Source organism: Mycobacterium sp. IS-1590, from assembly GCF_001500025.1.
Taxonomy (GTDB): Bacteria; Actinomycetota; Actinomycetes; order Mycobacteriales; family Mycobacteriaceae; genus Mycobacterium.
This window is the reverse complement of record NZ_LQIW01000012.1, coordinates 285,541-306,981: the sequence shown is the minus strand read 5'-3', so window position 1 is coordinate 306,981 and position 21,441 is coordinate 285,541. Positions and strand designations below refer to the sequence as shown.

20 protein-coding genes are annotated in these 21,441 nt (G+C 67.2%); 11 read left to right on the top strand and 9 right to left on the bottom strand.

Annotated elements, in window-relative coordinates; translation table 11 throughout:
- Positions 1–49: 49 nt before the first annotated feature.
- The 4 genes from AU197_RS10980 to AU197_RS10965 all read left to right on the top strand — a co-directional run bounded on the left by AU197_RS10980 (position 50) and on the right by AU197_RS10965 (position 4,251).
- Positions 50–514 carry a helix-turn-helix domain-containing protein gene (locus AU197_RS10980; protein WP_064402700.1) on the top strand — a complete coding sequence of 155 codons (465 nt, stop codon included), beginning with the start codon at positions 50–52 and terminating at the stop codon, positions 512–514.
- Positions 515–1,199: 685 nt separating this feature from the next.
- Positions 1,200–2,360: an alpha-hydroxy-acid oxidizing protein gene (locus AU197_RS10975; protein WP_064402699.1), complete on the top strand. Its 1,161-nt coding sequence runs from the start codon at positions 1,200–1,202 to the stop codon at positions 2,358–2,360.
- A 33-nt stretch (positions 2,361–2,393) separates the two neighbouring features.
- Entirely contained in the window at positions 2,394–3,296 is a 903-nt protein-coding gene (locus AU197_RS10970) for a tyrosine recombinase XerC (protein ID WP_064402698.1), read from the top strand.
- Positions 3,297–3,366: 70 nt separating this feature from the next.
- On the top strand, positions 3,367–4,251 hold the full coding sequence (locus AU197_RS10965; protein WP_064402697.1) for an alpha/beta fold hydrolase: 885 nt from the start codon (positions 3,367–3,369) through the stop codon (positions 4,249–4,251).
- Here the strand turns inward: AU197_RS10965 and AU197_RS10960 are convergent.
- Positions 4,235–5,170, bottom strand: a complete 936-nt coding sequence (locus AU197_RS10960; RefSeq protein ID WP_082696610.1) for an LLM class F420-dependent oxidoreductase — start codon at positions 5,168–5,170, stop codon at positions 4,235–4,237. The genes AU197_RS10965 and AU197_RS10960 overlap by 17 nt on opposite strands.
- 136 nt (positions 5,171–5,306) lie before the next feature.
- Positions 5,307–5,807 (bottom strand): murein hydrolase activator EnvC family protein, encoded by a 501-nt coding sequence (locus AU197_RS10955; RefSeq protein WP_064402695.1) that lies wholly within the window; start codon positions 5,805–5,807, stop codon positions 5,307–5,309.
- A gap of 301 nt (positions 5,808–6,108) precedes the next feature.
- Between AU197_RS10955 and rpsB the strand changes: the two genes are divergently transcribed.
- From rpsB to AU197_RS10940, 3 genes are all read left to right on the top strand, one after another.
- Complete coding sequence (gene rpsB, locus AU197_RS10950; RefSeq protein ID WP_064402694.1) at positions 6,109–6,978, top strand: 30S ribosomal protein S2; 870 nt, start codon at positions 6,109–6,111, stop codon at positions 6,976–6,978.
- Between the two features lie 12 nt (positions 6,979–6,990).
- Positions 6,991–7,818: a translation elongation factor Ts gene (gene tsf / locus AU197_RS10945; protein ID WP_064402693.1), complete on the top strand. Its 828-nt coding sequence runs from the start codon at positions 6,991–6,993 to the stop codon at positions 7,816–7,818.
- 112 nt (positions 7,819–7,930) lie between these two features.
- Entirely contained in the window at positions 7,931–9,337 is a 1,407-nt protein-coding gene (locus AU197_RS10940; RefSeq protein ID WP_064402692.1) for an amidase, read from the top strand.
- Here AU197_RS10940 and AU197_RS10935 read toward each other — a convergent pair.
- From AU197_RS10935 to AU197_RS10925, 3 genes are all read right to left on the bottom strand, one after another.
- Positions 9,322–10,455, bottom strand: coding sequence for a glycerate kinase (locus AU197_RS10935; protein ID WP_064402691.1), 1,134 nt, complete (start codon positions 10,453–10,455; stop codon positions 9,322–9,324). The genes AU197_RS10940 and AU197_RS10935 overlap by 16 nt on opposite strands.
- A gap of 52 nt (positions 10,456–10,507) precedes the next feature.
- Positions 10,508–11,485 carry an arginase family protein gene (locus AU197_RS10930; RefSeq protein WP_064402690.1) on the bottom strand — a complete coding sequence of 326 codons (978 nt, stop codon included), beginning with the start codon at positions 11,483–11,485 and terminating at the stop codon, positions 10,508–10,510.
- Positions 11,486–11,583: 98 nt separating this feature from the next.
- Complete coding sequence (locus tag AU197_RS10925; RefSeq protein ID WP_082696609.1) at positions 11,584–12,018, bottom strand: MarR family winged helix-turn-helix transcriptional regulator; 435 nt, start codon at positions 12,016–12,018, stop codon at positions 11,584–11,586.
- A gap of 36 nt (positions 12,019–12,054) precedes the next feature.
- On the opposite strand from AU197_RS10925, the gene AU197_RS10920 reads away from it, so the two are divergent.
- From AU197_RS10920 to AU197_RS10905, 4 genes are all read left to right on the top strand, one after another.
- Positions 12,055–12,732 carry a class I SAM-dependent methyltransferase gene (locus AU197_RS10920; RefSeq protein WP_064402688.1) on the top strand — a complete coding sequence of 226 codons (678 nt, stop codon included), beginning with the start codon at positions 12,055–12,057 and terminating at the stop codon, positions 12,730–12,732.
- Between the two features lie 87 nt (positions 12,733–12,819).
- On the top strand, positions 12,820–13,629 hold the full coding sequence (pyrH, locus tag AU197_RS10915; RefSeq protein WP_082696608.1) for a UMP kinase: 810 nt from the start codon (positions 12,820–12,822) through the stop codon (positions 13,627–13,629).
- Positions 13,630–13,698: 69 nt separating this feature from the next.
- Positions 13,699–14,256 (top strand): ribosome recycling factor, encoded by a 558-nt coding sequence (frr, locus tag AU197_RS10910; protein ID WP_064402686.1) that lies wholly within the window; start codon positions 13,699–13,701, stop codon positions 14,254–14,256.
- Positions 14,256–15,134, top strand: a complete 879-nt coding sequence (locus tag AU197_RS10905) for a phosphatidate cytidylyltransferase (RefSeq protein ID WP_064402684.1) — start codon at positions 14,256–14,258, stop codon at positions 15,132–15,134. The genes frr and AU197_RS10905 overlap by 1 nt, the downstream gene beginning before the upstream one ends.
- A 100-nt stretch (positions 15,135–15,234) precedes the next feature.
- On the opposite strand, the gene AU197_RS10900 is transcribed toward AU197_RS10905, so the two are convergent.
- The 4 genes from AU197_RS10900 to AU197_RS10885 are packed head-to-tail and all read right to left on the bottom strand — an operon-like array spanning position 15,235 to position 21,424.
- Positions 15,235–15,597 carry an ANTAR domain-containing protein gene (locus AU197_RS10900; protein WP_064402681.1) on the bottom strand — a complete coding sequence of 121 codons (363 nt, stop codon included), beginning with the start codon at positions 15,595–15,597 and terminating at the stop codon, positions 15,235–15,237.
- Complete coding sequence (locus tag AU197_RS10895) at positions 15,594–18,488, bottom strand: FAD-binding and (Fe-S)-binding domain-containing protein (protein WP_064402679.1); 2,895 nt, start codon at positions 18,486–18,488, stop codon at positions 15,594–15,596. Before AU197_RS10895 ends, AU197_RS10900 begins: the two co-directional genes overlap by 4 nt.
- A gap of 15 nt (positions 18,489–18,503) precedes the next feature.
- Positions 18,504–19,631 carry an enolase C-terminal domain-like protein gene (locus tag AU197_RS10890; RefSeq protein WP_064402678.1) on the bottom strand — a complete coding sequence of 376 codons (1,128 nt, stop codon included), beginning with the start codon at positions 19,629–19,631 and terminating at the stop codon, positions 18,504–18,506.
- Entirely contained in the window at positions 19,628–21,424 is a 1,797-nt protein-coding gene (locus AU197_RS10885) for a thiamine pyrophosphate-requiring protein (RefSeq protein WP_064402675.1), read from the bottom strand. The genes AU197_RS10890 and AU197_RS10885 overlap by 4 nt, the downstream gene beginning before the upstream one ends.
- Between the last annotated feature and the right edge of the window lie 17 nt (positions 21,425–21,441).

Below are 21,441 nucleotides of genomic sequence, written 5' to 3'. Positions count from 1 at the left end.
TTGCGTGCAGCGACTCGACATAGTCGACGGGGGAGGTCATGATCTGGCCATGGACCGACATTCCCTGGAACGGCTCGGCCACCACATAGTCAGTCGCCGTGTTGAGTTGGGCTACCGCACCCGCACCGACTTCGCGAGCAGTCTGCAATTTACCGTGCGCACCCTCGCCGACATCGAGAACGGCGTCCGCAGAGCCAGCCCCGGCACTTACGCCATGCTGGAAAACAAGCTGGGCTGGGCACCGGGCAGCATTGACACCATTCTCGCCGGAGGCGAACCTAAAGACCTGGTGGTCAAGCTACGCCGCGAAAGCCCCGAGCCTCGACATCGTTCCTTCGCCACCGACGACGCCCTAGCCGGTGCCTCCACCGAAGAGTTGCTGCTGGAACTGCGAAGGCGAATCATCCGGCCTCGCGACAGACACCGCCAGACATGGGACCACTGGGATGGCCTCGATTCACGGGGTGACTGGGGAAGTATGAATTCGCGAGATGAATGGCCCGATGAGGTCTAACCAACAACGTTGCGCTTCGTCCGCTTTGCGACACGAATTTCGAGACTCTCGGACGCATCGTTTTCGAGATAGGTCACCTCAAAATCGTGCGAGCGGTCTTTATCGACACCAAGATCTGACCTGCTCCTGGACTTAAACTTCTGCCGTGTTCTCGGAGACGCGCTGTGCCCGCAACGGTGACCTGTGGCCGCACACCAGTGACGCGTCACGACACGATTGCTGCGGCTGAAGCCAGAGATACTCTTCGTGGACTGTAGGTTTCCCAGCAATGGCAGTACCGCATCGATCGACAGCACCCAGCGGCGCCTGCACCTCCCACGCGGTTGGTGCCAGCGCCGCCGCCAGCCGGTGGCGTGATGCCGCCGTCTCTTCGGTTGTGGGCTACGCGAACTGTTCGGCAGCGCGTCGGCTGGTTCGGCACCGCTGGTGGTCGGCGAACCGCACGCGGATATCGCCGAGGACTAGACGACGGGACAGCAACGGCGCCCTACACGAGAGCTGAAGCTTTCGTTTTGATGAATCAACGCGTCAAGCAGCGACTTAAATTCTGTCAGCCGTCAACTCAGCGATTGCAGGCAGAGCCGTGTCCTCTGCATTCAGACGATGTTGGACCCAGTAGCGCTCTGCTAGGCGATGTGGCTTCGATACCACATCAAGTCATCTGGTAGATGGAGGGAATTAGAGAATGACGTTCGGTAACTACCAGTTCGAGATCTACCTGCAGGGCCTCTCCGGCATCATGCCGAAGCTGCCGATGACGTTCGCAGAGTGGGAGGCCAAGGCCGAAGCGGCCATGCCGCCGTCGGTGTACTCCTACGTCGCGGGAGGAGCCGGGGACGAACGGACCCAGCGCCTCAATCGCACCGCGTTCGACAACTGGGGCCTGATGCCGCGGATGTTCCGCGCCACCCGCGAACGCGACCTCTCGGTCAACCTGTTCGGCATGACCTTGCCGTCGCCGGTGTTCATGGCGCCGATCGGGGTGATCGGCATCTGCGCGCAGGACGGGCATGGCGACCTCGCGACGGCCCGCGCCGCGGCGCGCACCGGGGTGCCGATGGTGGTGTCGACCCTCACCGAGGACCCGCTCGAGGACGTCGCCGCCGAATTCGGTGACACGCCAGGCTTTTTCCAGCTGTACACGCCCACCGACCGGGAGTTGGCCGCCAGCCTCGTCCACCGCGCCGAGGCGGCGGGATACAAGGGGATCATCGTCACCCTCGACACCTGGGTGCCCGGTTGGCGACCGCGTGACCTGTCGACGTCGAACTTCCCGCAGCTGCGCGGCCGCTGCCTGGCCAACTACACCAGCGACCCGGTCTTCCGTGCCGCGCTGCCGCAGCCGCCCGAGGAGAACCCACAGGGCACCGTCATGCACTGGGTGGGCCTCTTCGGCAACCCGCTGACGTGGGACGACCTGCCGTGGCTGCGTTCGCTGACCGATCTACCGCTCATCGTCAAGGGCATCTGCCATCCCGACGACGCGCGGCGCGCCAAGGACGGGGGCGTCGACGCGATCTACTGCTCGAATCACGGCGGACGACAGGCCAACGGCGGGCTCGCGGCCATCGATTGCCTGCCCGGCGTCGTGGAGGCGGCCGACGGGCTACCGGTGTTGTTCGACTCGGGCATTCGCAGCGGGTCCGACATCGTCAAAGCGCTCGCGCTCGGCGCGACGGCCGTCGGAATCGGGCGGCCCTACGCCTACGGCTTGGCGCTCGGCGGCGTGGACGGTGTCGTTCACGTGCTGCGTTCGCTGCTGGCCGAGGCCGATCTGACGATGGCCGTCGATGGCTATCCCACGCTTGCCGATCTCACTCCGGACACGCTGCGGCGCGTCACCTGAGCGTTGCGGTGCGACTCTGCGACGGTTGGTGTCGTGGAAGGCGTCCTCGAGGAGTTCGACGAGTACCTCGCGCTGGAGCGGGGCCGCTCCGAGCACACCCGCCGCGCCTATCTCGGAGATCTGCGGTCGCTGTTCGGGTTCATGTCCGAGCGCGGACACGACGTCGGTCTCGAGGCGCTGAGCCTGCCGGTGCTGCGGGCATGGCTGGCTGCCCAGGCCGCGGCCGGCGCCGCCCGTACGACGCTGGCCCGGCGCACGTCGGCGGTCAAGATGTTCACGGCGTGGGCGGTGCGGCGCGGGTTGATCGCCGGCGATCCTGCGGCCCGGTTGCAGGTGCCGAAGGCTCGGCGTGAGCTGCCCGCGGTGTTGCGCGAGGACCAGGCACTCGACGCCATGGCGGCCGCGAAATCCGGGGCCGAACAGAGCGATCCGATGGCGCTGCGCGACCTGCTGATCGTGGAGTTGTTGTACGCCACCGGTATTCGCGTCAGCGAGCTCTGCGGACTCGACATCGACGACGTCGACATGCCGCGGCGGCTGCTGCGGGTCCTTGGCAAGGGCGACAAACAACGGACGGTGCCGTTCGGTGCGCCGGCGCAGGATGCGCTGACGGCGTGGCTCGATCGCGGCAGGCCGGCGTTGGCGACCGCGGATTCGGGGCCGGCGCTGCTGCTGGGGGCGCGTGGCCGTCGGCTCGACCCTCGCCAGGCGCGCACCGTCGTGCACCAGACCGTCGCGGCCGTCGACGGCGCGCCCGACATCGGACCGCACGGGTTGCGCCACAGCGCCGCAACGCATCTGCTCGAAGGCGGCGCCGATCTGCGCATTGTGCAGGAGTTGCTCGGCCATTCCTCGCTTGCCACCACGCAGCTCTACACACATGTCACGGTCGCACGGCTGCGCGCCGTCCACGACCAGGCCCACCCCCGCGCGTGACTACGGTGGTTTCGGTGCTCTAGCGATCGCTCAGCGACTGCGCGGACACCGAGATCGCAAAGGAGGACTCGTGCGAAGGGCAACAGTTCGGCTGTCGTGGGGGCCGGTCGGTTACCTCGAATGGGCGCCCGATCAGGCTGGCGCGCCGACGGTGGTGCTGCTGCACGGCGCCGGAGTGGACAGCGCATCGCTGTCCTGGGGTGGTGTCGGACCGAGGCTCGCGGCCGGCGGCTACCGCGTGCTCGCTCCGGACCATCCGGGCTACGGCGACAGCCCGCCGGCGCCTTGGCCGTCGACTCAGGATCGGTTGGTCGGCTACGTCGGGGACTTCGTCGACGCGCTTGGGTTGGACCGTTACGCGGTCGGCGGTCTGTCGCTCGGTGGTGGGATGACGATCGGGCACGTGCTGGACCGGCCGCAAAAGGTCACGGGGGCAATGCTGTTGGGCAGTTACGGGTTCATGTCCCGACTGTCTGACGGACCGCTGTCGGGAGTCCGGCAGGTCCTGACCTGGGCCATGGTGCGCACCGGACTGCTGAGTGCGGTGAGCCGGTGGTCGGGGCGAAGCAGGCGTGCCATGGAGTGGGTGATGCCGGCGTTGATCGGTGACCCCGCGGCGCGCACACCCGAGCTGGTCGACGAGATCATGGCGGCTGCCCGCACGGATCACGCGTTCGACGCGTTCGGACAGTGGCAGCGCGACCAGGTCCGGTGGAACCGTCTTGCCACCGACTACCGCGACCGGCTCGCGACGTTTCCGCGTCCGGCGCTGATCGTTCACGGCGACAAGGACACCAGCGTGCCGCTGTCGGCGGCGCGGGCCGCGGCCGAACTGATACCGCAGGCTCACCTCGAAGTCGTTGCGGGCGCGGCACATTGGGTTCAGCGGGATCGGCCCGACGTCGTGGTATCTGCGATGCTGGAGTTTCTCGACGCGCTCAGCGCAGCAGCTTGATCACCTCGGCGATATCCGGCATCGCCGACGGTCGCCCCGGCAGTTCGTCGAAGACGGTCCAGTAACTGACCCCGAACCGCTGCCGGCGATCGCTGAGTTGTTCGGCCATCTGCTCGTGTGTGCCGATCAGCACGAACGGCGACGTCAGCAGGCGTTCGGGGGAGACGCCACCAAGCGAAGCGGCCAGCTGTTCGGCGGCTCGGTGCGGCTCATCGGTCACGACCACGGCCTGGATCAGCACGTTGAGTTCGATGCGGTCGAACCGGTTACCTGCGGCCTCGCGCACCACGGCGATGCGGTTCGCGAGTCCTTCGGCGTCGAAATGTGTCAGCCGGACCGCGGTGGCGTCGCGGTTGTGGGTGATGCCCGCGAGCCCGACGATGTCGGCGATCCGTCCCGCGAGTCTCAGGACGCGAGTTCCGTTGCCGCCGATCAACAGTGGCACGCGTGAAGACGGAACCGGAAGCAGCCGGCCTGCTTCGGCGCGGATCCGGTAGTGCTGGAGGCCGGCATCGACGGGCCGACCGTCGAGCAGCGCGCGGATCACCTCGGCCGCCTCGGCCAACCGCGACACGCGGATTCGGCCGTCGTCGAACGGAATACCGGCGGCGTCGTACTCGGATTTCATGTGCCCGGCGCCGATGCCCAGTTCGAACCGGCCGTCGGAGACGAGCGCGAGGCCCGCCGCCTCGCGGGCCGTTTCGACGGGATGACGGAAGTCGTTGTTGAGCACCAGCGTTCCGACGTGCAACCGCTCGGTGGCCATCGCGGCCGCGGCGGCGCTGGTGAACGGCGGCGCCATGGGCACGAGGTGGTCGGCGAACGACAACACGTCGAAGCCCGAACTTTCGACCGCGCGGGCGAACGTCCGCATCTGCTCGCCGGTGCGCGGCAGGCCGGCAGTGAGCCCGAAACGCATGGGCCGGCAGCGATGAGCGTCGGTGGCCACGGTTCGACGTTAGGCGCACGCTCGTCGCGTCTCGAGCGTGCGTAGATGGCGGAGAAAGAGCGGCGTGGCGTGTACAGACATGCACGCTCGGCCCATAGGGAGCAAGTCAGCCCGTGACGGGTTTCAGGCGGATCGGGGTGGTGACCACCAGCCCGAGCGGGTCGACGTAGTCGGCGCGTGACGCCGGGCCCCACATCGCGCCCCAGTGCAGGCACGCCGAGCGCGGGCAGCCCGGATGTCCGGCCTCCAACACCCCGATCACCGCCTCGGCGCCGACGCGCTGTCCCCGCACGACCGTCGCCCGGACCGGTTCGTAGCTGGTCCGCAGGCCGCCGGGGTGGGCGAGTGACACGACCGGCCGCCCTGCCAGCTCACCCGCGAAAACCACGGTGCCCTCGGCCGCCGCCAGCACACGCGCACCCGGTGTGCCCGCGAGGTCGACGCCGCGATGTCCCGGCGTCCAGTTCGGCTCGGCGGCGTCGAAGGCCCTGGTCACCGCGGGGCGTGGCCGCAGCGGCCAGGACAACCGACCGTCCTGCGCGGCTGCGGGCACCGCCCACGCCAGCCCGGACACGACCGCGGCGGCCAAGAGCGCGACCCAACGCATAACCCCAGCTCAGCGCACCACGCCCAACCGGCGCCAGACCGCGACGAGGATCTGTGGACAACCGGCTCGACATGGAATCGACGTGGAAAAAGCACCCCTGTGCAGGGTGTAAACTCCTAACCGCAGCTCGCTTGCGCGGGCTGACTTCGCGTGTCTGCGCCACGGCCCGTTCCACTAGGTCGTACCCCGGATGCCGTCGGTCCCGGCCCGAGTTCTCGGAAAGGGTTCGGCACTCCGAGCAGTCACCAGGGCTCGGCGTCACCCGACGCCGGCATCAACCGACGAAAAGGACCATGGACTCATGGCTGTTGTAACCATGAAACAGCTGCTCGACAGCGGCACCCACTTCGGGCATCAGACCCGTCGCTGGAACCCCAAGATGAAGCGGTTCATCTTCACCGACCGCAACGGCATCTACATCATCGACCTGCAGCAGACGCTGACCTACATCGACAAGGCGTACGAGTTCGTCAAGGAGACGGTCGCGCACGGTGGCACGATCATGTTCGTCGGCACCAAGAAGCAGGCGCAGGAGTCGATCGCCGAAGAGGCCACCCGCGTCGGCATGCCGTACGTGAACCAGCGCTGGCTGGGCGGCATGCTCACCAACTTCCAGACCGTGCACAAGCGGCTGCAGCGTCTCAAGGAACTCGAGACGATGGAGCAGACCGGTGGTTTCGAGGGTCGCACCAAGAAGGAAATCCTGATGCTGACCCGCGAGAAGAACAAGCTCGAGCGGTCGCTGGGCGGTATCCGCGACATGTCCAAGGTGCCGTCGGCCGTGTGGGTGGTCGACACCAACAAGGAGCACATCGCCGTCGGCGAGGCGCGCAAGCTGGGCATCCCGGTCATCGCGATCCTCGACACCAACTGCGACCCCGATCTGGTCGACTACCCGATCCCGGGCAACGACGACGCGATCCGTTCGGCCGCGCTGCTGACCCGGGTGATCGCCGCCGCGGTCGCCGAGGGTCTGCAGGCCCGCGCGGGCGTGGGTCGTGACGGCGACAAGCCGGACGCCGAGGCCGCCGAGCCGCTCGCCGAGTGGGAACAGGAGCTGCTGGCTTCCGCAACCGCGCCGGCGACCGCATCGCCGACCGCCGCGGGTGCCGAGCCCGGCTCCCCCGAGGCCGACGTCCAGACCGAACCCAAACCCGCACAGAACCCGTAAGAGAAGGCTGATATGGCTAACTACACCGCTGCCGACGTCAAGCGACTTCGGGAGCTGACCGGTGCCGGCATGCTCGACAGCAAGAACGCGCTCGTCGAGGCCGGCGGCGATTTCGACAAGGCCGTCGAGTTGCTGCGCATCAAGGGCGCCAAGGACGTCGGCAAGCGCGCCGAGCGCGCGACCGCCGAGGGCCTGGTGGCCGCCAAGGACGGCGCGCTGATCGAGTTGAACTCCGAGACCGACTTCGTCGCCAAGAACGCGGAGTTCCAGTCGGTGGCCGACCAGATCGTCGCCGCCGCTGCGGCGGCCAAGGCCACCGACGTTGACGCGCTCAAGGCCGCTCGCATTTCCGCCGATTCGGCGGCCCCTACCGTCGAGCAGGTCATCGCGGACCTGTCGGCCAAGATCGGCGAGAAGCTCGAGTTGCGTCGCGTCGCCTACTTCGACGGCACCGTGGAGACCTACCTGCACAAGCGCGCCGCGGACCTGCCTCCGGCGGTGGGGGTGCTGGTGGAATACCAGGGCGAAAACAAGGAGGCCGCTCACGCGGTCGCCCTGCAGATCGCCGCGCTCAAGGCCAAGTACCTCACCCGCGAGGACGTGCCCGAGGACGTCGTCGCCAACGAGCGGCGCATCGCCGAGGAGACCGCCCGCAACGAGGGCAAGCCCGAGCAGGCCCTGTCCAAGATCGTCGAAGGCCGCGTGACCGGCTTCTACAAGGACGTCGTGCTGCTCGACCAGCCGTCGGTGTCGGACAACAAGAAGACGGTCAAGGCCCTGCTCGACGACGCGGGTGTGACCGTGACCCGGTTCGTCCGCTTCGAGGTCGGCCAGGCCTAAAGCCTCTGCGCTGAGCGCTCATCCTTGTCCGGCCCGACGCCCGGGACATGTACAAGGGTGAGCGCTCAGCCATTTCTGGGGCCGCGGCGGTACGACTTGGTACCGTCTCGGCATGACTCGGATAAGCGCCTTCGGCGACGACGCCCTCGGCGATCTCGACGCGGTCGGTCTGGTGGAGGCGCTGCAGTCGGGGGCGGTGTCGCGGTCCGAACTGGTCGAAGCCGCGATCGCGCGCGCCGAGGCCGTCAATCCCGCGCTCAACGGACTGGCCTACGAGGCGTTCGAGCAGGCGCGCGCACGTGCTGCGGCACCCCCGTACGGCGGCTACTTCAACGGTGTTCCGTCCTTCCTCAAGGACAACGTCGCAGTCGCGGCGATGCCGACGATGAACGGCACCGATGCCTGGGATCCACGCCCCGAGCGGTTGCACGGCGACTTCGCGCGTTCGTTCCTGGCGACCGGTCTGGCGCCGCTGGGCAAGACGCAGATGTCGGAATTCGGTTTCAGCGCGGCTGCCGAGCATCCGCGGCTGGGCCCGGTGCGTAACCCGTGGCACCCCGAGCACACCGCGGGCGCATCGTCGTCGGGTTCCGCGGCGTTCGTGGCCGCCGGGGTGGTGCCGATCGCACACGCCAACGACGGCGGCGGATCGATCCGGATCCCCGCGTCCTGCAACGGTTTGGTGGGCCTCAAGCCGTCACGGGGCCGGCTGCCCCTGGACAAGAAGTTGCGGCAGATGCCGCTGCGCATCGTCGCCAACGGTGTCGTCACGCGCACCGTGCGCGACTCGGCCGCGTTCTACCGCGAGATCGAGCGGGTGTATCGCAGCCCGGCGCTGCCCGCGGTCGGCACCATCACCGGACCCGGAGCACAACGGCTGCGCATCGCGGTGTGCACGCAGTCGATAGCGCGCGAGGCGAGCCCGGAGGTCCGTGAGCTCACGCTGAAGAACGCCGCGCTCCTCGAGGAGCTGGGACATCGGGTCACCGTGATCGACAATCCCGTGCCGTCGCATTTCATGGACGACTTCCTGTTGTACTGGTCGTTTCTGGCGTTCGCGATCGTTCGCAGCGGACGTACGCTGGGCCCCAATTTCGACCGGGGGCGCCTCGACAACCTGACCGCGGGCCTCAGTCGTCAGGCGGCACGCAACCTGCACCGGTTGCCGAAGGCGATCGCGCGGTTATCGCGGGTGCGCCAGGTCACCGAACGCGTCACCCGGGACCATGACGTCGTGCTCACCCCGACCCTTGCCGACGTCACGCCGCGGATCGGTCATCTCGACCCCACGCTGGACTACCAGACGATCATCGACCGGCTCGTCGAGTGGGTGGCGTTCACGCCTCTGCAGAACGCCACGGGGGAGCCGGCGATCTCGCTGCCTCTCGCCGAGTCCGCGTCGGGCCTGCCGGTCGGCATGATGTTCGCCGCGCCCGTCGGACAGGAGCGCCGGTTGCTCGAGTTGGCCTACGAACTCGAGGAGGCGCGTCCCTTCAAGCGCATTCAGGACCCGCGCTGAAGGGAGCGGCAGACCTCGGCGGTGGCGCGAGAAAGCGACTGGGGTCCCTCGCGAAGCGCCCGCTCGATCGGCGTGCCGTCGGCGGTGATCGCGACGAGTCGCTCGACGCCGTGGTCCAGCAGTACGGCGGCATCGGGGGCGACCCGGCCTGCGAAGATGACCACCCGGGCCCCGGCGCGCAGCGCGGCCTGCGCCACGCCGAACGGCGTCTTGCCCATCACGGTCTGGGCGTCGACGCTGCCCTCGCCGGTGAACACCCAGTCCGCGCCGTGCAACGCCCGTTCGAGGCCGACGGTCTCGGCCACCTCCTCGACGCCGGATCTGCTTACCGCACCGAGGAATTCGACGAGCGCGAAACCCACGCCGCCCGCCGCGCCGGCCCCGGGGCGTTGCGGTCGGGTGGTGCCGAGTGTCTCGGACGCGACGGAGGCCAGCCGGGACAGACCCGTCTCGAGTCGGGTCACGTCCTCTGGTCTCGCCCCCTTTTGCGGGCCGAATACGGCGCTGGCCCCGCCGGGGCCCAACAGCGGCGCGGTGACGTCGGAGGCCACCCGGATCCGGACCTCGCGCAGGCGCGGATCCATCCCGCTGACGTCGATGCGTGCGAGGCGTTCCAGGTCGGCGCCGCCGGGCGCCAGCGGCTTTCCGTCGGCGTCGAGGAACGCCACGCCCAGCGCCGTGAGCATGCCCGTTCCGCCGTCGTTGGTGGCGGACCCGCCCAGCCCGATCAGGAAATCCTCGGCGCCGCGATCGAGGGCGGCGCGGATCAGTTGCCCGACTCCGAATGTGGTCGCGCACAGGATATTTCGTTGGCCGGGCGCAATGAGCTCGAGACCTGCCGCGGCCGCCATCTCGATGACCGCCAACTGGCGCAGCGGCACGTAGCCGTACCGCGCGGTGACCGTGCGACCCAGTGCATCCGACACGGGCGCCTCGACATGCTCACCGTGCAACGCGTCGACGACGGCGTCGACGGTGCCCTCGCCGCCATCAGCCATCGGCACGCCGACGACGTCGGCTTCCGGAAGCACGGCTGCGACGCCGGCCGTCATCGCGGCCACCGCTTCGGACGCCGTCATCGACTCCTTGAATGAGTCAGGCGCCAGGACTATCTTCATCGCTGGCCACAGTTGACCACACTGTCCGTTCTGCTGCCACCGAGGGACGGTGCTATCGCTTACCGGCGACGCCCTCGGCCATCATCGTGACGATCTCGTGCATGATCGCGCTGATGTGTAGCGCGGTGATCTGCGACGGGTCGAGGTGGGGCACGAAGCACACCACGTCGCCGCCGACGATGTCCATGCCGCGAAAACTGCGCAGAATCCTCAGCATCTCCCGAATCGTCAACCCGCCGGCCTCCGGGTCGGCCACCGCGGGCGCATCGGAAAGCGTCAGCACGTCCAGATCCACTGTCACGTAGACCGGCCCGTCTCCGACTACCTTGCGAATCTCCTGCGTCGCAGCGGGTATGCCGATCTCCTCGATTTCGTCGAGGGACAGCAACCGGTATCCGGCTTCCTTGGAATAGTCGTCCATGTTCGGATGGGCCATCGGGCCGTTGAGGCCGACGTGTACATAACGGGACGCATCGATCAAGCCCTCTTCGTTGCCGATCCGGAAGCCGTTACCGGCGTGGCAATGCACACCCGCCGAATCACCGTATGTGTCGGTGTGCGAGTCGAAATGGATGATGCCGATCGGCCCCTTGCGTCGAGAGTTCGGGCCGGCGATCGCCCGCAATACCGGCAGCGTGCAGGCGTGGTCTCCGCCGATCGTGAACGGAAGAACTCCGGCGGCGTCCATTCGCGCGTAGAACTTCTCGATTTCGAGGACCGCTTGATCGGCCAACGTGGGTGTGGGAATCGGCACGTCACCGAAATCGCGAATCCGGGCCAGCTCGAAGGGATCGATGCCGAACTCGCGGTGACTACGGTGGTAGGCCTGCGATCGGTGGCGGACGGCGCGGGGGGCGAGGTACTGGGTCCGCTCGACCGGATTGACCGCCAGCGGTAGCCCCACCAGAGCGATGTCGGCCTTGGTGAAATCGGTTTCGATCTCACACCCCAGCAACTTCGGGAATCCGCTCCAATAGAAATATCCTTCGAGCAGATGCACTGCCTCTTCGGCGCTGGGAGCAAAGCTCATGTGCGGGATCCTCTCCTCGCGGGCCGTGCAAGCTTAGCCCTGGCGGGTGCGACCGAATGGGATCTCGCAAAAATTGACGTAGGCGATATTAACGGTGGTTAGTCCGTTCCGAGCGTCGCCAGGATCTGCTTGAATTCCCGCTGCTGTCGCTGCGTCAGATTCGCCATCAACTTGCGCTCTGCGGCGCGCACGCCGGAATCGGTGCGTTTCAACAACTCCCGACCGTCGCGTGTGAGCGCAGCGGGCAGCGACCGTCCCGACGACACGCTCGCAGGCCGGGATACGAGCCCGCGGTCCTCGAGGCCGCGCAGCACCATGTTCATGGCCTGCGGGGAGACGTTGAAGTCGCGGGCGAGTTCGGCGTTGGACCGTCCCTCGTGCTGGGAAAGGATCCGCATGCACAGGTACTGGGGGAAGGCCACGCCCAGGGGTTCGAGGACCGTCGTCGTGACCTCGTTGCGAAGCGCCTTGGCGACCCGCGACAGCAAGAACCCCAGCGGCTGATCCTCGAGCGCTCCATTCATGTCAATCATATTGACATATATCAACCACATTGATATCAACGATGGATGACCGAACCAACGGGCGAAATGTTCGACAACGCGTACAAGGGCGAAATGCCGGAGATGAGCGGCGGCAAACCGCCGTGGAGCATCGGAGAGCCGCAGCCGGAGTTCGCGCCCCTCATCGAACAGGGCAGATTCCACGGCGATGTGCTCGACGCGGGATGCGGTGAGGCCGCGCTGGCGATTCACCTCGCGGAGCGGGGCTACACCACGGTGGGGCTGGATCAGTCGCCCACCGCGATCGAGCTGGCCAGGCAGGAGGCCGCCAAGCGCGGCCTGACGAACGCCACCTTCGACGTCGCCGACATCAGCGACTTCTCCGGCTACGACGGGCGCTTCGGAACCATCGTCGACTCGACGCTGTTCCATTCGATGCCCGTCGAGCTGCGCGAGGGCTACCAGCGGTCGATCGTCCGCGCCGCCGCCCCCGGCGCCTCGTACTTCGTGCTGGTGTTCGACAGGGCGGGCATGCCCAACGGTCCGGCCAACCCCGTCACCGAAGAGGAACTGCGCGATGTCGTCTCCAAGTACTGGACCATCGACGAGATCAGGCCGGCGCGCATCCACGGTGTCTTCCCGGACGGATTCGAGGAGTTCTTCCCGGCGCTCGACATGCGCGACGAGCCGAAAGGCCGCAAATCCGTGCCTGCCTGGCTGCTGAGCGCCCACCTGCCCGACTGACCCGGCGAGTCGCGACCCACTCGCCGCCCTCGGGCCTGCCATGAGGCAGGATGAAGGGGATCTCAGCGAGGACCCGTAAGGAGTCGGATGGCGGATCCCAACGTCGCCGGTCAGGCAGCTCCGAACTCCGAAGTCGCCCCGGCGGCTCCGGACGCGAGCAAACCCAACGGAGCCGCAGGAGGTTCCATCCGTCCCATGTACACCCGCGTACTGCTCAAGCTGGGCGGCGAGATGTTCGGCGGTGGGGAAGTGGGCCTCGATCCCGATGTCGTGCATCTGGTGGCGCGTCAGATCGCCGAAGTGGTCCGCAGCGGCGTGCAGGTGGCCGTGGTCATCGGCGGTGGCAACTTCTTCCGCGGGGCGCAACTGCAGCAGCGCGGTATGGAGCGCACCCGCAGCGACTACATGGGGATGCTCGGCACCGTCATGAACAGCCTGGCGCTGCAGGACTTTCTGGAGAAGGAAGGCATCGCGACCCGGGTGCAGACCGCCATCACGATGGGTCAGGTCGCCGAACCGTACATCCCGCTGCGGGCCGTGCGGCACCTCGAGAAGGGCCGCGTCGTCATCTTCGGGGCCGGCATGGGCCTGCCGTATTTCTCCACCGACACCACCGCCGCCCAGCGCGCACTCGAAATCGGCGCCGAGGTGGTGCTGATGGCCAAGGCCGTCGACGGCGTCTTCACCGCCGACCCCCGCCACAACCCCGACGCCGAGCTGCTCACCGCGATCAGCCACCGCGAAGTCATCGACCGCGGCCTGAAGGTGGCCGACGCCACCGCGTTCAGCCTGTGTATGGACAACGGTATGCCGATCCTGGTGTTCAACCTGCTCACCGACGGCAATATCGCCCGCGCGGTCGCGGGTGAGAAGATCGGAACACTGGTCACCACCTGACACCTCGCGCACCCCTGCGAGGGTGCGGCGAGACTGGTGACCGACGTGCACAGACGAAGGAGACGGACCGTGATCGACGAAACCCTCTTCGATGCCGAGGAGAAGATGGAGAAGGCGGTGTCGGTCGCGCGCGATGACCTGTCCTCGATTCGCACCGGTCGCGCCAACCCCGGCATGTTCTCCCGTGTCAACGTCGACTACTACGGATCGCCGACGCCGATCACCCAGCTGTCGAGCATCAACGTGCCCGAGGCGCGGCTGGTGGTGATCAAGCCCTACGAGACGGGCCAACTGCGCAACATCGAGGACGCGATCCGCAACTCCGACCTCGGCGTGAACCCCACCAACGACGGCAACGTCATCCGCGTCGCCATTCCGCAACTCACCGAGGAGCGTCGCCGCGATCTGGTCAAGCAGGCCAAGGCCAAGGGTGAGGACGCCAAGGTGGCGGTGCGCAACATCCGCCGCAAGGCGATGGAGGAGCTGCATCGCATCAAGAAGGACGGCGAGGCCGGCGAGGACGAGGTGGCGCGCGCGGAGAAGGACCTCGACAAGTCCACCGCCACCTACACCCACCAGATCGACGAGCTGGTCAAGCACAAAGAAGGCGAGCTGCTGGAGGTCTAGTGACCGAACAGCACAAGGGATCCGTGGCAGAGACGCCGGTCGACGAACCGCCCAAGAAGAAGTCGCGGGCGGGCCGTGACCTGCCCGCCGCGATCGGGGTCGGCGTCGCGCTCGGCGCGATGGCGATCGGGACGCTGCTCTTCTGGCCGATCGGATGGCTGCCCGTGCTGGCCGTGTTCATCCCGATCGCCACCCACGAGGTGATCCGCAGACTGCGCGAGGCCGGATACGACCTGCCTGCCGTTCCGTTGCTCCTCGGCGGCCAGGCGATGATCTGGTTGAGCTGGCCGTACGGACCGGCCGGGGTGCTGGGCGCATACGGCGGAACCATCGTCGTCTGCATGGTGTGGCGGCTCGTCGGGCACGGGTTACGCCATCAGCCGGTCAACTACCTCCGCGACATCGCCGCCTCCGTGCTGCTGGCGACGTGGGTGCCACTGTTCGCCAGCTTCAGCGCGCTGCTGATCTTCCAGGACCACGGCGGCGGACGGGTTTTCACGGTGATCGCCACCGTCGTGTTCGCCGACATCGGCGGCTACGTGGCCGGGGTGCTGTTCGGCAGGCACCTCATGGCCCCGGCGATCAGCCCGAAGAAATCCTGGGAGGGGCTGGGCGGCTCGATGCTGTTCGGCACCACCGCCGCGGTGGTGTCGGTGACGTTCCTGATGGACAAGCCCGCCTGGGTCGGCCTGCCCCTGGGGCTCATGCTGGTGATCACCGGTGTGCTCGGCGACCTGGTCGAGTCGCAGGTCAAACGCGACCTCAAAATCAAGGACATGGGCACGTTGCTGCCCGGCCACGGCGGCATCATGGACCGCATCGACGCGATGCTCCCGTCCGCGGTGGCGGGCTGGATCGTTCTGACGTTGTTGGCTTAATCCGCGGTCAGATAGCGCCCGACGGTCGGGCCGACGAATGCCACCAGGTCATCGACCGACATTGAAACCATCGGCGAGGCGACCGAGCGCTGAGGCGGGTTCATTCCCCGCCCGCAGTCCTGGCGGTCGCGCGCAGCCCCTCCCGCACCGTCACCAAGGATTGGGTCGCGGCGTCGAAGTCGGGCCGCGGCCCACACCGGGTCCATATCTCGACGACGCAGCCCGCGACCTGCCGAACCCTGACGTTGCTGACCTGAGACAGCACGCGAAGGAGGTCGAACGCCTGCTCGCCATTGAGGCCGAACGTCTGCATCAGCATCCCTTTGGCCTGTTCGATCACGGGCAGGCCGGCGAGCTTGTCCCGCAGCTGAGCGATTTCGAGCCGCAGGCGTTCGGCCTCGGTGACCGGCGCAGCGGCCGCCAGTCGGGTGGCCCGATCTTCGTCGGACAAGGTGAGGGTCATCGTTTCTCCTTTCGATCTCGTAGGGCCTCGGCGAGGATGGAAGCGGTGTGACGCGGGGTACGGTTCTCGATCAGGTCGCGGATCTGCGTTCGACAGCTGAATCCGTCGGCGAGCACCATTGTCTCTGGGTCCGCATCACGCAGCGTGGGAAGCAGTTTGTCCTCGGCGCACGCCACCGATACGTCATGATGTCCGCGCTGAAAACCGAAATTCCCTGCAAGGCCGCAGCATCCGGCATCGAGCACTCTGGCGTCGACACCGGCATCCTCGAGAACCGCTTTCTCGTCGGAGTAGTGCAGCACCGCGTGCTGGTGACAATGCGGCTGCACGACGGCGCGGCCCCCAATGCGGGGAGGGTTCCACTCGCCTGCCTTGCGGTGCAGAAGTTCACCGATCGTGTACGTCTGCTCAGCGAGCCGATGCGCATCCTCGTTGCCGTTCAACAGGTTTGTGGCATCGGAGCGGAACACCGCCGCACAACTGGGCTCGAGCACGACGACCGGAGTGCCGGTGCGCAGCGCGGGCCGCAGGGCCCGCAGCGTCCGCCCCAGAACCTTTTTCGCGACACCGAGTTGGCCGGTGGAAATCCATGTGAGCCCACAGCAGAGTGATCGACGTGGAACGGTGACGGTGAAGCCGGCCGAGCGGAGCACCTCGACGGCGTCGCAGCCGATGCCCGGCTCGAAGTTGTTGGTGAAGGTGTCCGCGAACAGGATGACCGACTCGTGTCCGTCGGTTCGCAGCGGCTGATCGCGCCACCACCGGGTGAATCGTTGCGTCGCGAACCGCGGGAGATCGCGATGCGAATCTATCCCGCCGAGGGCCTTGACTGCCGCGTCCAGGCGCGGCATGTGGGTCAAGGCGTTGACGGCTCGCGGTGCGACCGCGGCCATGCGGGCCCACAGGGGTATCCATCCCATCGTGTAGTGGGCCATCGGACGCAGTCGACGGTGATAGTGGTGAAAAAGAAACTCCGCCTTGTAGGTTGCCATGTCGACGTTGACCGGGCAGTCGCTCAGACACCCCTTGCACGCCAGGCACAGATCGAGAGCGTCACGGATCTCGGTGGAAGCCCAGCCGTCGGTGATGACGTCCCGCTGGAGCATCTCGAACAGCAACCGCGCCCGCCCACGGGTCGAATGGTGTTCCTCCCCGGTGGCGCGATAGCTCGGACACATCACACCGGACTCGTCACCGCGGCACTTCCCGACACCGACGCACCGTGCTGCGGCGCGCGAGAAGCGGTGCCCGTCATCGGCGTACGCGAACGCCGTCGCCGGCTCGATGGGGAGATACCCGGTACCGAATCGCAGGTTGTCGTCGAGCCGATAGGGCTTGACGACCTTTCCGGGGTTCATCCGGTTGTCGGGGTCGAAGAGCGCCTTGGTCTTCTCGAACGCACGAACGACACGTTGGCCGAACATGATCGGCAACAGTTCGCCGCGCGACTGACCGTCGCCGTGTTCCCCGGACAGCGACCCGCCGTAGTCGACGACGAGGCGGGCGGCGTCGTGGGCGAACCGTCTGTAGGCGGCGATGCCGTCGGCGGTGCGCAGATCGAAGGGAATCCGGGTGTGTACGCAACCCTGGCCGAAATGTCCGTAGAGCGAGGATGTTCCGTAGCCGTAGCGGTCGAGCAGGGTGTGAAAGTCACGCAGGTAAGCGCCCAGCCGGTGCGGCGGGACCGCCGCATCCTCCCAACCTTCGTGCGTCTCAGGCCCGACCGGTGGGTAGGCCGTCGCGCCCAGTCCGGCCTCCCGGGCGGCCCACACCTGCTTCTTGTGTACTGGATCGCTGACGATCCGGGCATCGCAGTCGGCCGCGGCCTGCACTGCCTCGATCATGGCCTTTGCGCGGTGGTCGGCCTGATCCTGGTCGTCTCCGTCGACTTGCACCATGAGCCAACCGCTGCCGCGGGGAAGCTGACTGAGGGCCTTCTCGGCCAGCCGCCGTGAGTGTTCGAGGTCGACCAGCCGCTGGTCGAGGCCTTCCAGCGCCGCCGGTTCGTGCTCGAGCACGGCCGGAACGGCGTCGGCGGCGGCGGCGATGCCGTCGAACCCGAGTATTGCCAGCGCGCTCGCCGCGGGTCGGCGGACCAAGCCGATCTCGGCGCACAGCACGGTGACGAGCGTGCTCTCGCTTCCGACCAACGCCTTCGCGAGGTCAAAGCCGTTGTCGGGCAATAGGCTATCGAGGTTGTATCCCGACACCCGGCGTGGAATGTGGGGGTAGCGCTCGCGAATGTCGTCGCTGAACTCGGTGACGATCGAGCGCAGCCCACCGTAGATTTCGGCGAGCCGTCCTCCCGAGGTGATGATCCGGTCGATATCACGGTCATCGGTCGGGCCGACCCAACGCTGGACACCGTCATAGGTCAAAATCTGAAGGGCGCGAACCGAGTCGACCATCTTTCCGTATGCCTGCGCGGTCGAACCGCACGAGTTGTTGCCGATCATTCCGCCGACGGTGCAACTGACGTGTGTGGACGGTTTCGGGCCCACCATCCAGCCGGTGTCCGCGAGGTGGTCGTTGAGTACGTCGAGCTTGATGCCCGGTTCGACCACCGCCGTGCCCCTGTCGACGTCGATTGCGCGGATGCGGGTGCAGTACTTGCTCCAGTCGAGCACGACGGCGGCATTGCAGCACTGACCCGCCAAGCTGGTGCCGCCACCGCGCGACAGGACGGGAACGTCGTTGTCGCGGCACACAGCGATGGCCTCGACCGCATCGTCCGGCGTATGGGGCACGACGACACCGATGGGGACCTGACGGTAGTTCGAGGCGTCGGTGGAGTAGGCCGCCCGCGAGCCAGGGTCGAATCGGACCTCACCGGCGATACGGCGGTCCAACTCGGCAGCGAGCGTGGAATAGAGCAGTGACGAAGGGCTCATGCGGTGGTATCGCTTTCAGCTGACGCGGTAGGGCTCGAGGTCCGTACTGCGTACGGTCAGGCCGTGTCCCGGGCTGGACGGGTCGGGGCGGATCGCCCCGTCGATCGGCGAAGTGGCGCCGTCGAAGTAGCGGGTCTCGATGCGGGCGTGGTCGTGAAACCACTCGAGGTGGCGCAGATTGGGTGTTGCCGCGCCGACGGAGGCGTGCAGCCACGGCGCGCAGTGCGCCGACACTTCGAGGTGGTGTGCGGCGGCGAGTGCGGCCACCCGCTGCCATTCGGTGATCCCTCCGCAGCGCGACGCGTCGATCTGCAGGCAGTCGACCGCGGAACACAACGGCACGAAATCGACCAGCCGATGGCCGTATTCGCCCGCGGTGACATCGGCGTCGACCGAATCGCGCACGGCACGCAACCCTGAAACGTCATCGGATGAGACCGGCTCTTCCAGCCAGGTGATCGCGAGGTCGGCGACCTCGGACATCAATCGCACGGCCTGTTTGGCGGTGTAGCCGCCGTTGGCGTCGACCATCAGTGCGATTTCGTCGCCGATCGCGGCCCGGGCCTGGCGCATCCGCGACACGTCGCGCCTCGTGCGGGTGCCCCACGACTGTCCGATCTTGATCTTTACGCGGGTGACGCCGTCGTCGCGCACCCAGCCGAGGAGTTGGTCCCGCATCCGGTGGGGTCCGTACGTGGTGAACCCGCCACTCCCGTAGACGGGAACGCTGTCGCGAACGGCGCCGAGGAGTCGGTGCAGCGGGATGCCCAGAACCCGGGCCTTGAGGTCCCACAGCGCCACATCGACCGCGGAAAGCGCCTGTCCAGCAATGCCGCTGCGCCCGATATTGCGCACAGCTCTGGCCATGGCGTCGAACGCGGCCGCGACGTCGAGCGCATCCCGTCCCAGCACATGACTGGCCAGGCTGCGGGTGATGACGTCGGTGCAGGCCGGATGTCCGTACGTCCAGCCTGTACCGGTGATGCCTCCGCAATCGGCGGTGACCACGATCAGTGTGGTGTGATCCCAGGCCAGGGTCCCGTCGGCCTCCGGCGTCTCGGTGGGGATGCGGTAAGCCGCAACGCGCAGTGCATCGACGGTCGCAGTGGGAGTTACGGTGCGAACGGCGTCGTCGGTGATCATGAGCGTGCGTGCGGCATGAACTCTTGCACCTTGGTCTTGAGGCCCTGCTTGATGAAGCCGCGACTGTCCTCGTCTCCCTTGAGCACCGCTGTGGCGGTGGCCTTGGCTTGTTCGAACGTGGCGTGCGGCGGGATGGGCGGCATGTCGGGGTCGGTGTGCACGTCGAGCACCGTCGGCCGGTCGGCCGAAAGCGCCGAGCGCCAGGCGTCGGCGAGCCCTTCGGGGTCTCGCACGGTGTGAGCCTCGAGACCGAGGCTGGCGGCGAAGGCGGCGTAGTCGACATCCGGAAGCGTCTGTGATGCCGCGAATTTCGGCGAGCCGTTCATCGCACGCATCTCCCAAGTCACCTGGTTGAGGTCGTTGTTGTGCAGTACCGCCACGATCAGGCGGCGGTCCGTCCACTGCTGGTGGTAGTGCTTGATCGTGATGAGCTCTGCCAGCCCGTTCATTTGCATGGCACCGTCGCCGACGAGGGCGATGACGGGTCGGTCGGGGTGGGCGAACTTGGCGCCTACGGCGTAAGGAACACCCGGTCCCATGGTCGCCAGCGTTCCGGACAACGAACCGCGCACGCCAGGCCCGAAGCGCAGCTGCCGCGCATACCAGTTGGCGGCCGAGCCGGAATCGGCGGTGACGATCGCGTTGCCGGGGAGCTGCGCGGAGAGTTCGGAGAACAGGCGCAGCGGGTTCACGCCGTCGGTTTTGACGGCCGCCTCCTTGGCCATGGTCTCCCACCAGCGGCTGACATTCGATTCGATCGTGGACCGCCACGACCTGTCGGATTTGTGTTGTAGATGCGGAATGAGGCTCCGCAGAGCGGATTTCGCGTCGGCCACCAGGTTCACGTCGTAGGGATAGCGCATGCCGATCATCGTCGGATCGATGTCGATCTGCACGCTGCGGGTCTGCCCGAAGTCGGGAAGGAATTGGGTGTAGGGGAAGCTCGATCCGATGGTGAGCAGCGTGTCGCAATCGCGCATCAGCTCGTAGCTGGGCCGAGTACCCAGCAGGCCGATCGCTCCGGTCACCCACGGCAGTTCGTCGGGTAGCACGTCCTTGCCCAGCAGGGCCTTGGCGGCTCCGGCGCCGAGCAGCTCAGCGGTCTCGGTCAGTTCGGCCTCCGCGCCGCGGGCGCCGTTGCCGACGAGCATCGCGACCTTCATTCCAGCATTGAGGATCTCGGCGGCCCGCACGATCGCTGCGTCGTCGGGGGTGATCGCCGGCCAGTCGACACCCAAACTCGACGGCACCATCTTGAAGGCGTGTTGCGGTGGGCTGTAGGGAAGTTCCTGCACATCGGCCGGGATGATCAGGGCCGTGGGGCACCGCCTCGCCACCGCGGTGCGGATCGCGCGGTCCACGACGTTGGGAAGCTGCTCGGGTACGGTCACCATCTGCACGTATTCAGAGGCGACGTCCTTGTAGAGGCTCAGCAGGTCGATCTCCTGTTGGTACGACCCGCCCATCGCGCTGCGGTTGGTCTGCCCGACGATGGCCACCACCGGTACGTGATCGAGCTTGGCGTCGTAGAGGCCGTTGAGCAGATGGACCGCCCCGGGCCCGGACGTCGCCATGCAGACGCCGAACTTCGCACCACCGAACTTGGCGTAGCCGACTGCTTCGAACGCGCTCATCTCCTCGTGGCGGGACTGCACGAACTGGGGTTCGTCGCCGGCGCGGGCCCAGGCGGCAAGGGTCGCGTTGATCCCGTCACCCGGATATGCGAACACATGGCGCACACCCCAGGCGCGCAACCGTTCGAGCAGGTAGTCGGCAACGGTTTGATCGGGCATGGCTGCTCCTTCTCGGT

Excerpts from the sequence above, each read along its gene's own strand:
- rpsB (WP_064402694.1), top strand. The coding sequence starts at position 6,109 with ATGGCTGTTGTAACCATGAAACAGCTGCTCGACAGCGGCACCCACTTC.
- AU197_RS10925 (WP_082696609.1), bottom strand. The coding sequence starts at position 12,018 with ATGATTGACATGAATGGAGCGCTCGAGGATCAGCCGCTGGGGTTCTTG.
- AU197_RS10885 (WP_064402675.1), bottom strand. The coding sequence starts at position 21,424 with ATGCCCGATCAAACCGTTGCCGACTACCTGCTCGAACGGTTGCGCGCC.
- AU197_RS10900 (WP_064402681.1), bottom strand. The coding sequence starts at position 15,597 with ATGACCCTCACCTTGTCCGACGAAGATCGGGCCACCCGACTGGCGGCC.
- AU197_RS10955 (WP_064402695.1), bottom strand. The coding sequence starts at position 5,807 with ATGCGTTGGGTCGCGCTCTTGGCCGCCGCGGTCGTGTCCGGGCTGGCG.
- AU197_RS10935 (WP_064402691.1), bottom strand. The coding sequence starts at position 10,455 with ATGAAGATAGTCCTGGCGCCTGACTCATTCAAGGAGTCGATGACGGCG.
- AU197_RS10960 (WP_082696610.1), bottom strand. The coding sequence starts at position 5,170 with ATGCGTTTCGGGCTCACTGCCGGCCTGCCGCGCACCGGCGAGCAGATG.
- AU197_RS10980 (WP_064402700.1), top strand. The coding sequence starts at position 50 with ATGGACCGACATTCCCTGGAACGGCTCGGCCACCACATAGTCAGTCGC.
- tsf (WP_064402693.1), top strand. The coding sequence starts at position 6,991 with ATGGCTAACTACACCGCTGCCGACGTCAAGCGACTTCGGGAGCTGACC.
- AU197_RS10940 (WP_064402692.1), top strand. The coding sequence starts at position 7,931 with ATGACTCGGATAAGCGCCTTCGGCGACGACGCCCTCGGCGATCTCGAC.
- AU197_RS10895 (WP_064402679.1), bottom strand. The coding sequence starts at position 18,488 with ATGAGCCCTTCGTCACTGCTCTATTCCACGCTCGCTGCCGAGTTGGAC.
- AU197_RS10930 (WP_064402690.1), bottom strand. The coding sequence starts at position 11,485 with ATGAGCTTTGCTCCCAGCGCCGAAGAGGCAGTGCATCTGCTCGAAGGA.
- AU197_RS10890 (WP_064402678.1), bottom strand. The coding sequence starts at position 19,631 with ATGATCACCGACGACGCCGTTCGCACCGTAACTCCCACTGCGACCGTC.
- AU197_RS10975 (WP_064402699.1), top strand. The coding sequence starts at position 1,200 with ATGACGTTCGGTAACTACCAGTTCGAGATCTACCTGCAGGGCCTCTCC.
- pyrH (WP_082696608.1), top strand. The coding sequence starts at position 12,820 with ATGGCGGATCCCAACGTCGCCGGTCAGGCAGCTCCGAACTCCGAAGTC.
- AU197_RS10920 (WP_064402688.1), top strand. The coding sequence starts at position 12,055 with ATGACCGAACCAACGGGCGAAATGTTCGACAACGCGTACAAGGGCGAA.